This is a genomic window from Mesorhizobium sp. M4A.F.Ca.ET.050.02.1.1 (assembly GCF_003997725.1).
Lineage (GTDB): Bacteria > Pseudomonadota > Alphaproteobacteria > Rhizobiales > Rhizobiaceae > Mesorhizobium.
The window spans coordinates 1-10,889 of sequence record NZ_RZSG01000136.1 but is presented as its reverse complement, the minus strand read 5'-3'; the positions used below and the strand labels follow the sequence as shown (position 1 = coordinate 10,889).

General features: G+C 60.1%; 9 protein-coding genes. 4 read left to right on the top strand and 5 right to left on the bottom strand.

The features are described 5' to 3' along the window. The 3 genes from EOA33_RS12155 to EOA33_RS12145 form a co-directional block, all read right to left on the bottom strand. The coding region (locus tag EOA33_RS12155; protein WP_127405731.1) for a glycosyl transferase at positions 1-894 on the bottom strand (894 nt) is incomplete at its 3' end. Next, positions 891-2,135 carry a glycosyltransferase gene (locus EOA33_RS12150; protein WP_127405730.1) on the bottom strand — a complete coding sequence of 415 codons (1,245 nt, stop codon included), beginning with the start codon at positions 2,133-2,135 and terminating at the stop codon, positions 891-893. The genes EOA33_RS12155 and EOA33_RS12150, both read right to left, overlap by 4 nt. A gap of 1 nt (position 2,136) precedes the next feature. After that, positions 2,137-3,351 (bottom strand): glycosyltransferase family protein, encoded by a 1,215-nt coding sequence (locus EOA33_RS12145; RefSeq protein ID WP_126058876.1) that lies wholly within the window; start codon positions 3,349-3,351, stop codon positions 2,137-2,139. Positions 3,352-3,442: 91 nt separating this feature from the next. Here EOA33_RS12145 and EOA33_RS12140 point away from each other — a divergent pair, with 91 nt between their 5' ends. The 3 genes from EOA33_RS12140 (at position 3,443) to EOA33_RS12130 (ending at position 7,948) form a co-directional block, all read left to right on the top strand. Then, positions 3,443-3,628, top strand: a complete 186-nt coding sequence (locus EOA33_RS12140; protein WP_126058875.1) for a hypothetical protein — start codon at positions 3,443-3,445, stop codon at positions 3,626-3,628. A gap of 521 nt (positions 3,629-4,149) precedes the next feature. Further along, positions 4,150-6,375 carry a mechanosensitive ion channel family protein gene (locus tag EOA33_RS12135; protein ID WP_127405729.1) on the top strand — a complete coding sequence of 742 codons (2,226 nt, stop codon included), beginning with the start codon at positions 4,150-4,152 and terminating at the stop codon, positions 6,373-6,375. Between the two features lie 127 nt (positions 6,376-6,502). Continuing rightward, positions 6,503-7,948 carry an adenylate/guanylate cyclase domain-containing protein gene (locus EOA33_RS12130; protein WP_126058873.1) on the top strand — a complete coding sequence of 482 codons (1,446 nt, stop codon included), beginning with the start codon at positions 6,503-6,505 and terminating at the stop codon, positions 7,946-7,948. 334 nt (positions 7,949-8,282) lie between these two features. Here the strand turns inward: EOA33_RS12130 and EOA33_RS12125 are convergent, their stop codons facing one another. Both EOA33_RS12125 and EOA33_RS12120 read right to left on the bottom strand, forming a co-directional pair. Continuing rightward, on the bottom strand, positions 8,283-8,897 hold the full coding sequence (locus tag EOA33_RS12125; protein ID WP_245482315.1) for an MraY family glycosyltransferase: 615 nt from the start codon (positions 8,895-8,897) through the stop codon (positions 8,283-8,285). A 170-nt stretch (positions 8,898-9,067) separates the two neighbouring features. After that, the gene (locus EOA33_RS12120) at positions 9,068-10,081 is read right to left on the bottom strand and encodes an NAD-dependent epimerase/dehydratase family protein (RefSeq protein WP_189347686.1); all 1,014 of its coding nucleotides are present in this window, start codon (positions 10,079-10,081) and stop codon (positions 9,068-9,070) included. A gap of 411 nt (positions 10,082-10,492) precedes the next feature. Here EOA33_RS12120 and EOA33_RS12115 point away from each other — a divergent pair. Continuing rightward, positions 10,493-10,889: acyltransferase (locus EOA33_RS12115; RefSeq protein ID WP_145989119.1), on the top strand; the 397-nt coding region annotated here is incomplete at its 3' end.

Sequence of the window (10,889 nt, the reverse complement as noted above, 5' to 3'; positions counted from 1 at the left end):
GCGCAGGACATCGCAGACCGTGTTGTAACCCGCCTGCGAAACTGACAGGCGGGCGCCGGTTAGCAGGCTGGCGAAATCCTCGCGGAAACGGAAGATGGACAGACCCGGCGTGGCATCGCGCGCGATCGCGTCAAATTCGTCTTTCGGCAGGTTTGGGCCGGTGATCAAACACCATTTCCAAACGTTGTTGGCATTCCTAGCGGCGGCGATGGCGGAGCTGACCAGGTGTTTTCCGGCAGCGCCGCCGCCAACCGACACCAGAACGTCGAAGCGCTCGGAGGCCGCGGGCGGTGGCGGCGCGGCAACGAGCCCCGTGTAGGTGACCTCGGCTGTGATCGCCCCAGCCAGTGGAAATGTCCTGTCGATGGTTGCGAAAGCCGGGTCGCCGTGGACCATGACAAGGTCGAAATGCCTGTTGATGAGATCGACCGTTTCCTCGTTTCGGCCCGGCTTGACGCGCTCCTGAAGGATATCGCGGACGGACGTCGCCAGCAGCGGTCTGGGCGACGTCGCTTCGATGGCCTCGATCAGCGGCAAGAGTTCGAAACGCATCTGCCGGCGTCCAAATGGAAACGCCTCGATAATGACGATATCAGGCCTGCAATCCCGGAATGCCTGCAGCAGCATCTCTGAGCGCCACTTCTTGAAATCATCGTCGATGGGTTTGCCCTGCAGGTCGACCAACCCTGAAAATCCTTCATCACCGGAGGTGACAGGTGGCAGGGGCACAGATTTTACCCCCGGTCCCGGAAACCCCGCGATCGGCGCTCCGCCGGTCACGACGGTTACGTCAAACCCGTCATCGGCCAAAGCCGCCGCGATGCGGCTGGCGCGCGCGAGATGGCCGATGCCGAGCAGGTGCTGGACATAGAAGAAGGCGCGCAGCCGCTTCATTCGGCAGCCTGCCACTCCTGCTGGAACAGTTGCTTGAGCTGTCCGATGCTTGCCATATGATCGAAATTGCTTCGCACGCGCCCCTCAGCGGCCTCGCCGAGGCGGGCGCGCAGCAAGGGATCACGAATCAGACGCTCCAGCGCCTGTGCCAAGGCAATAGGGTGTTCCGTCGGCACCAGCAGACCGGTTTCGTCCGGCGATATAAGCTCCGGCACGCCGGAAATATCGGTCGACACGCAGGCAAGCCGCTGGCTGGCCGCCTCCACCAGAACATTCGGCAGACCGTCCCGGTCACCATTTGCAGTAATCCTGCAGGCCAGGGCGAAAATGTCGGCGCTTCGGTAGTGTTCCAGCACCTCCTTCTGCGCAAGCGCGCCTTTCCAGGAGACGCGACCCTCCAGGCCGAGCTTTCGCGCCAGCGCCTTGAGCCGTTCCAGTTCCTCGCCGCCGCCGATATGCTCGAAACGCCACGCCAAATCCGCGGGCAGAAGGGCAAGGGCCTCCAGCAAGGTATCGTAACCTTTCTTTTCGACTGCGCGCCCGACACTCAGAACGACAACCGGTTCGCCCGGCGCTGAGCCGTCATGCTGTTTTCGCGCCTCGCCAAAGCTGCCGAAGCGATCAAGGTCGAGCCCATGATAGCTCAGATGCACGGACGAGTTGCCGTTGGCGAGCCCCTTCAGGCGGTCGAAGCCGGTTTTCGTGCAGGTTACCGTCCAACGCGCCGAGGAAAGCTTGCCGGCCAGATCCCAGTCCGCCGAAGTCCAGATGTCCTTGGCATGGGCCGAGCAACTCCAGGGCAGGCCACGAAGCAGGCTGGCATAGCGCGTCACCGACGCCGGCGTGTGCACGAAATGTGCATGCAACCATCCCGCGTCTTGCGGCCATTCGGCCGCCAGCACGAGTGCCTGCCCGAAGCGGCGCACGCGATTGCGCGTAAAGTCGCGGGGGATATCGCTAGCCAGTGATCTAAGTGCGCGCCAGAAGCCCGGCCGCGGCAGACAAGCAATCAGCGCGCGAACGACGCGCAGCGGCTCGTCATGCAGATATTCGGGCAAATAATGGACGGGCGCTTTGATCTCATCATGCACGGGGTTGCGTTTTGCATCGGTCGGCCGCCTGAGCGCGACGATCACTAGGTCGAATCCCGCACGCTCGAGACCAAGCAGTTCCTGCGCGATGAAGGTTTCCGACAGCCGCGGATAGCCCTTCAGAACCACGACGATCTTGCGACGTTGCAACTCAGTTCAGTCCTTCGATGACCGAAAGGTGATGGCCGGCCCGCCGGTCGAGCAGTTCCGCAACGATTTCGGAGATATGAGGCAGCCCTTCCAGCGTCAGATGCGGATTGCTCTGTGATGGGCGGGGCCGGTCTGGCAGCATCACCAGTGCATCGGCAAACCGCTGGGAATCCTTGGCTTCTTCCGGCAAAAGCATCTCGATGAGGCCGAGTTCGGCTGCGCGCCGAGCGCGGATCAGTTGTTCCTCCCGCGGCTCGACGCGCGGCACGATCAGCGCCGGCTTGTCGAAAGACAATATCTCGCAATAGGTGTTGTAGCCGCCCATTGCCACGACCGCCTTGGCGCCGGCAATCAGGTCTTCCATGCGGTTGTCGAACTCGATGATCTTGATGTAGGGGATCTTGGCCCCCTTCCTGAGCAGCTTGTTGCGCTTGCGCGCTGGCATGTAAGGCCCAAGCACGATCAGCGCCCTGTGCTGCAATCGTGGATCCTGCTGATAGGCATCGATGACGTCGTGGATCAGTTCGGCGCCGTCACCGCCGCCACCGGTGGTAACGAGGATATAGTCGCCCTCGGGCCTGTGGCCGGGCAACTCATTCCGCGGCAGGCTCCGTTGCAGGAAACCGACGAACCTCATCTTTGCCCTGACTGCCGGCGGTACATCCAAGCCCGTCAACGGATCGTAGAAATCCGGCGGACCATAGGCCCAGACCTTGTCGTAGAATAGGCCTATCTTGCGCATCACATCGTTGCGTGCCCACTCCGCTTCGAGCAGATGCGGCGCATCCATCACCTCGCGCAGGCCGAGAACGAGCGTGGTGCCCCGCGTCTTGAGGTAGGACAGCGTGTCCTCAATCTCTCCACGCAGGCCGAGCGGTTCCTTGTCGACGATGAAGATATCCGGCCGGAATGTCTCGGCCGTGTGGCGGATAATCGACTGGCGCATCCTTAGCGTCTCATGCAGATCGATATCCTTTTCCAGCGAGGTGTATTCGCCATTGCGCAACTTGATGACGCTGGGGATCTTCACGAAGTCGACACGGGCGCGGTAGTCGAATGCGCCAGCGATCGTTGCACCCGAAATGATAAGCACCTGAAGTCCGTGGAAATTCTCGACAAGCGAATGCGCGATAGTGCGGCAGCGCTGCAGGTGGCCGAGCCCGAACGTGTCGTGGCTGTACATGAGAATTCGGGCGTTTTCTGCGTGTTGGGTCATGGTTGAACGTCTTTTCGAATTCTCGCCTTGAGGACCGTCAGCGACCCGCTGGCTTCGAAACCATCCTGGGTCAACCGACCTGTTTTGAAACATGAAGGCGCAATTTTCAATTTGTATTACCCAAGAAGGCGCAGATCGCCTCGCCATCCGCGAGCTCGTCGACCCCTATGCACACTTCGCCGACCGGCGCGATGCGAAAGGCCAGATGGCGCTCGTCACCCCAAACTCGTACCTCGAGGTGTACACGGACGCCAAGAATCCGAAGCCCTCCATGTAGCCACATTCGCACAAAGCGCTCGCGCCTGTCCTCGCTGACTCATCAAATGTCCTTCATCTGAAGGGTCCCAAGCGGCGGCCATACACCCAGACACATTGCCTAGTGTTAGCGCATACCGATGGAGGGGATCGAATCCAAGTGCTTTTGCCAAATGCACAGCGCGACGACATTGTGCTGTCATTCGGTGCCGCCAGCTTGGAGGCGCAACCACGACCTCCAGCGTGGTCGCCGCAGATGCTGCTTTCAAAGCACTTTAGTTCGTCAGGGACGCCAGGCCGAGGCCGGAATGCCCTGCCCCCGCGGGAAAATAAACACTGTTAGGTACCCCGGCGCAACGGTCTAGCCCGGAAGGATGTCTTGCACCACAACATCGGTTTCTTCAAGGTAGGCGCAACGACGGACATAGATGTCGTTGCTTGCCGATTTGAGGGGAAGGTTACAGCACGATGCCACTCTTGGTTCGACGATTGGGAGTTGGGAGTCTGGCGCGTCCGACACGAACTCTCGGAGATCTGACTGCCATGCTTGTCCGGGTTGCCGGGCCGCTGGTCTTCGGGATCGCCCTCTTGTTTGCTGGTTCGGCACAGGCGCAGGCGCCGGCGACCGTCCCGCCTGAAAAGGTCAAACAGCTATTCGAGCTACTCGACGATCCGTCGGTGAAGGCCTGGATGGCCGAACAACGAAATCAGGACGCCGGGTCAACGGCAGCGCCTGCCGCGGCAGGAGCTTCACCGGCCGGCGCATCGTCCGACGCTGCCGTCGCCCCGAGCCAGATGAATACGATGGCATCGTCGACGCTCGATCGGATCAAGCATCATATCGAAAGAATCGTGCGAACTTTGCCGTTGCTGCCAGACCAGTTTGAGCGCGCTCGGGCAGAGACCATGCAGGATATGTCCAGAAAGGGGCCTCCCGGCGTATTTCTGCTGATTGCGATGTTCATCGCTGCCGGCGTGGCGCTCGCCTGGGCAACGTACAGGCTGACCCGTCCGTTTCGTCTTTGGATCATCGCGCAGCCGAAGGATACGCCCATTGGGCGAGCCAAGAAGATTGGTGGTCGCACGCTTTATTCCAGCCTGCTGATCGTCTCGTTCGCGCTGGGCAGCGCCGGCGCGTTCATGTTGTTCGACTGGCCAATGCTTATCCGCGAGATCGTGCTGACATTTCTGCTGGCTGCAGTCGGTACAGCGGCTGTGCGCATGTACCTGGCAGCCATGCTCGTCCCTTCCTTCATGAACGTCGAGAACGCCGTCGAGGTTCGTGCCTTGCCGGTCACCAACGAAACGGCTGACCATTGGTTCTATTGGCTGCCCCGGATCGTCGGCGTCTTCGCCTTCTTCGCCGCCGCGTTTATCCTCTTGCCGGGTCTCGGCATCGATCAGGATGGAATGCTGGTCCTGTCAACGGGCGCCGATTTCGTGCTGCTATTGCTTTTGCTGGTTGCCGTTTGGCGCCGGCCAAGAACACAGCGAGATGGTGCGCACCAAAGCAGTCATACGGCAACGACATGGTTGTTGACAGCTTATTTCGTCGTTCTGTTCCTGCAGCGCATCGCCGGTCTTAATATATTGTTCTGGTTTACCTTCGCCGCATTCTTCCTGCCCTTGGCAATCGTGCTGACGCAGCGCGGCGTCAATTTCGTGCTGCGGCCGGGTTCGGACGACGCCGGCCGGCCCACGATTCCGGCGGTGACGATCGCTGTCATCGATCGCGGAGTCCGGATGATCTTGATCCTGGCGGCGGCTTACTTTCTCGCGCGTGTCTGGGGTCTGAACATGCAGTCCATGCGGGACAGCGATACGACGACCAACCTCATATTGCGCGGCTTGATTAATGTCATGGTCATTGCGCTTGCAGCCGACTTCGGCTGGTCGATCATCAAAGCCTTGATCGAGCGAAAGCTGGGCATCGAAACGCCGCACGCGGTGATCGACGACGAGGAGGTCCCGACCCTCGATCCGCAACAGGCGCGGCTGCGCACACTTTTGCCGATCATCCAGAACATTCTGCTCGCCGTGATCGTCGTGATGGCGGTGCTGATGATGCTCGCCTCAATGGGTATCGAGATCGGCCCGCTGATCGCAGGCGCTGGCGTCGTTGGTGTCGCTGTGGGATTTGGCGCACAAACCATAGTCAAGGACGTCATTTCAGGCGTGTTTTTTCTTCTCGATGATGCGTTTCGTGTTGGCGAATACATTACATCGGGCCGCTATGTGGGAACGGTGGAAAGCTTTTCGCTGCGCTCGGTGAAGCTGCGCCATCATCGTGGCCCGCTGTTCACAATACCTTTCGGTGAACTCGGTGCAGTCCAGAACCAGAGTCGTGACTGGGTCACCGACAAATTCAACATCACCGTTGGCTATAACACTGACATCGACTTCGCTCGCAAGCTGATCAAGCGAATAGGTCTCGAACTGGCGGAAGATCCCGAATTCAAACACTGGGTGCTCTCACCGATCAAGATGCAGGGCGTGCAGGAGTTCGGCGAGTACGGCATCGTATTGAGGGTCAAGGTCACAACAAGACCGGGAGGCGCCTTCAGTATGAAACGCAAATTCTATGTACGCCTCCGCCAGGTCTTCAAGGAGCAGGGCATCGAACTCCCATTTCCGACCGTCCACGTCGAGGGGCTACAGAACTCACATGGGGCAGAGAATGCACCTGTGGAGGCCAAACCCGAGCTAAAAATGGCAGTCGCGCAGTCGCACACCAATCGGCGCAGAAAAAAAGCCAGCACAACGGAGTAGGAAACCGTGACACCTGCTCTGGTGCACATCCTCCTAGACAGACTGTCGTACAACAAAGGAATCCAAACCATTCGCATCCTGCTGGCTTTTTTAGTAGGCTGTCGCGAGGCTAGGTTGAGGATCCGGTGTGACGGAAGTCAACGATCGTCTTCTCGAAAGCAAGATGACCAAGGTGGAGCAGGCGCGAGCCTGGAGCCCACGCGTCATCTCGAAATTCGAGGCGCTGATCAGGAGCGCCGACGACCACTCACTCTATCGCGTTAATCCGCTAGCCTTTGCTCGCGACCGCGCAATCGCCGAGCCTGAAGCAATCGACCTCTTCCTTCATGCCGCCCGCTGTGGCGTGTTCGACATGAGCTGGGATGTGCTCTGTCCCCAGTCCGGGATGGTGCTCGATAGTTTCGGCGCCCTGCGCACACTGAGGACCCACTACGTCTGTGGCCTGTGCGACGTATCGGGCGACACCGACCTCGACGACTTCATCGAGGTCACCTTTTCGGTATCGCCGAAGTTACGGCACCTTCCCTACCACAATCCCGAGACGCTCCCTGTCGAGGATTTTCACTGGAAACTCCACTTCGGACATGACGGGCGGCTGCCGGGGCAAGACGTTCGCTTTCTCGACGTTCTGCGTGGCTTCGTTCGGGGCATGACGTTTCTACCGCCCGGCACCACCACAGTGCTCCGCGCCGACCTGGGACCGGGCGCCCTTGCAGGCGTCAACGTGCAGACACAGGCCGCATTCGCTGTGCCAATATCGGGCGACCCGGTATCAGCGCCGACACTCCTGAAGGTCGATTACGACGGCAAACGCTTCTTGCCGGCGTTGCCCGCTGTGCCGCCTGGTCCGATTGCCATTGAGGTAGCGAACAGGGGGCCGGTGCGAGGTTCGTTGCTTGTCATCAACTGGCCGCCCGAGCTTGTCGCGCTGACCACCAAGCCGGCACTCGATTTCGACCCTTATGTTTCCGGTGGAGCGCTGCTTGCGCGGCAAACCTTCCGCCAGCTCTTCCGGTCCGAACGTGTCGACGAGAAGGAGGGGCTGGGCATCCGGCAGATCACCTTCCTGTTCACGGACCTCAAGGGTTCGACCGCCATGTATGAGCGCCTTGGCGATCTCAACGCCTATGCTTTGGTCCGCGAGCATTTCGCTCTGGTCAACGCTGCGGTCCAGCAACATTCCGGAGCGGTGGTCAAGACGATTGGGGATGCGGTGATGGCCGTATTCTCGCAACCGTCGGATGCGATTTCGGCTGCACTCCACATCTTTGAAGAAATCGATCGCTTCAACGGCGACCATGAGGGGCCGGGGATCATCCTCAAGATCGGTGCCCACTGTGGACCGTCGATCGCCGTGACGCTCAACGACAACCTCGATTATTTCGGCCAGACCGTGAATGTCGCCGCGCGCGTGCAGTCCCTGGCAGAGGCCGGACAGATCTGCATTTCCGAGGCGCTCCATTCCGCGCCCGGGGTCAGCGAAATGCTTGCCGGCCACCGTGTCGTGGCTTTTGACGCGCCGCTTCGAGGTGTGGAAGGTGACGCAACTGTCTATCGCATCCAGCGCGGATAGGCCCGATTACGTGCCAACTCCTTTTCAGGAGATCGCAGCATCGATCTTTCCGAGTTCACTCGACGTGCCGGCGAGGCCTGCTACGCGAATTCGGTCATCGGCATGGCGAATGGTCATCGCAAGCACACGAAAGATGGACTAAGAGTGGGGTCGGCGCGCGCGTCTTTGCTCCAAAGGCAGGGCTGATCCGGCCTCGGCGAGCCTGGCAGAGCGTCGTCGCACCCGCCATCGGCAAAGCCATCTTTGCGGCGCTCCACAATTAGGGAATATTATTTCGCAGCGTGCCAGGTTGCGATTTCGGATGGCGGCCTGGGACGATGATATCCATTTGGTTCTATGAACTTTGCCAAGCAGTGAATGCGAGGCCGATCGCGAGTGCCGTCACCCCATAGAGAGCCGGCAAGGTCTTACCGCCTACGCCCAGACGCAGCAAAGTGTGGCCAAGGTGGTCCGTGCCGCCAATCCAAGGCTGCCGTCCGTGCCGCAGACGGCGGATGATAACGAATATTGCGTCGATCAGCGGGACGGCAAGCCACGCTAATGAGGAGCCGAAACCCCTTTCAGAAGCGTGAAGCACGACCGCCGCGCCGAGCAGAAGACTGCCGCTATCGCCCATGAAGACGCGGGCGGGCGGATAGTTGAAGCAAAGGAACCCGACGCACGCCCCGGCGCAGGCCAGCCCGGCATCACCGCCAAGGCCGAGGGAGGCGGCTGCGATTGTGCTCGCGGCAAGACCATCGGCATGATCAAGCATGTTGACCGCGTTGCAGGCGATCCAAATGACGATCGGTACCCACCAAAAACCAGTGATGATCCCGGCAAGTATCGCTGCCGCGGCCAACGCTGCTGCCTTGGCGCCGGCGGAAAGGGATCGGACATCGTCGAGCGCGCCGACAAGGCAGAAAAGAGCCAGCAACAGGATATGGCCAACCGGAAGCCATGGGGACATCGCAATCAGTAGGGCGGGCCCTGCAAGTCGAGGGACTTCGCCCGATGTGTGCCATCGGTCGCTCTTGACCTTGGAGACGGCCCCAATGCGCCTAGCAAGGCGAGCGAACAGCCATACGCAAGGAACCGCGATGAGCAGGGCCCCGATGACCGGGACCAATAAGCCAGGCGTCAAGCCATCACTCGTTCGGTACGCATATGCTCGATGCAGTCGACAATCGTCTGCCTTGTGCTTCGCAGCGGGCGCCAACCTGTCATGGTACTCAGAAGACTCGTGTCCGGTACGCGATCATGCGTTACGGCGAACCTCTCGCCATAGACCGCGTTGGAAGACCTCATGACGATCGGCGCGTTCGTCTTGGTCGCCTCAACCACCATCCTTGCGAGATTTCCGATCTGCACCGCCTCGCTGCCGCCCAGATTGACCGGTCGTCCTTGCAAGGATCGGCACTGCATGACCAGGAGCAGCCCTTCGGCGGCATCGGCAACATGCAGGAATGCCCGCCTTTGCTCGCCGTCGTCGTGAACGACAAGCGGTTCGCCCCGTAAGGCCGAGTTCACAAATACCGGCAGCACAAGGCCGGTCGCCGAGCGCTGCCGCGGCCCAGCCATATTGAACGGCCGGACAATCCAGGCAGGAATGCCAAAATCGAAAAACAGTCCGGCGATCAGATGCTCAACCGCTGCCTTGGCGGCAGCATATCCCCATCGCGGTCGGAGATCCGTCACCACAGGATCAGACTCGGTAATCGGACGGTCGCGCCCGGAGCCGTAAACTTCCGAACTCGATGTATAAAGAAGCGGACGCCGGTGCAGCCGGCACGCCTCGACGATTGCGCAACCTGATTCAAGAATGCCACTGGTGACAGCAAAGCGTTCCGTGTGGGCAAGCTGAACCCCGATCGGGCTCGCCAGATGGAATACGGCGTCGGCCAGGCCAACCTCGTCATGGACCGCCGCATTGAAGGCCGGGCTGCCGACCCTGAAGGTACGGATCGTCAGGCGGGGATTGTCGACCGGAAGGTTGCGAAGCGAGCCGTTCGAGAGATCATCGATGACGGTTACGCTGCAATTGCGGTCAAGTAACAGATCGACCAGTGCCGATCCAAGAAAGCCCGCGCCACCTGTAACCAGGACATGTGTCCGCGGGCCGAATTCAACCACGTCCGGGCTATGGTTGTCCAAAGTTGCCGCCTCCAGAACGACCCGTGGCCCTCGCCTCTCACGGGATAGCCTTTCTATACAGTCGAGGACACGTTGAACAACTCGTTTTCTACAAGTCGACCGAGTTTTTCGACGGTCCTCGATATCTCCAACGAACAAGCGTCCGACATGTCACCGGGAGCCAGACGCCCTAGCCCAACAGGGCAGAACTGATTCCGGTACACCTGTGTAGGTTTTTGTCGTTCTAGCGTGAAATGAATTGTCACGGTATCCCCATGTTTCTCGCAGTTTAGCATTGCAAGGAAACGGTAGTATTCAAATGTATCGGTGAGACTATTGGAATCGCAACGTCGCCGGCCGCGCCTTGTCGCGCCATCGACTCACGGATTGCAATCACGCCATGACGTTTCGACAGATAGCTCGGGGGAACCTTTGAAGTTCGATTATCGGGCAGACGTCGACGGCTTGCGCGCTATCGCGGTCATCACCGTCATCCTTTTCCATTTCGACGTTCCCGGTTTCCCCGGGGGATTCGTCGGCGTTGATATCTTCTTCGTCATTTCGGGCTACTTGATCACAGGCCTTTTGGTTGCGGAGGGCGGCGAACTGTCGCTCGCCGAATTCTACGGTCGGCGCGCGCGTCGTATCCTGCCAGCAATGCTGGTGATGATGGGGCTGTCGCTCGCGGCGGGTTGGTTTCTCCTGCTCCCGGGTGACTATGCCGGCCTTGGGCGCAGTGCGGCCTTCTCCGCTGCCGGCCTTGGGAACTACTATTTCCTCTGGAATACGGGCTATTTCGACCGCGAGGCGACGCTTCTGCCGCTCCTGC

Coding starts and splice junctions, on each gene's coding strand:
- EOA33_RS12135 (WP_127405729.1), top strand. CDS start 4,150: ATGCTTGTCCGGGTTGCCGGGCCGCTGGTCTTCGGGATCGCCCTCTTG.
- EOA33_RS12140 (WP_126058875.1), top strand. CDS start 3,443: ATGAAGGCGCAATTTTCAATTTGTATTACCCAAGAAGGCGCAGATCGC.
- EOA33_RS12145 (WP_126058876.1), bottom strand. CDS start 3,351: ATGACCCAACACGCAGAAAACGCCCGAATTCTCATGTACAGCCACGAC.
- EOA33_RS12125 (WP_245482315.1), bottom strand. CDS start 8,897: ATGTCCCCATGGCTTCCGGTTGGCCATATCCTGTTGCTGGCTCTTTTC.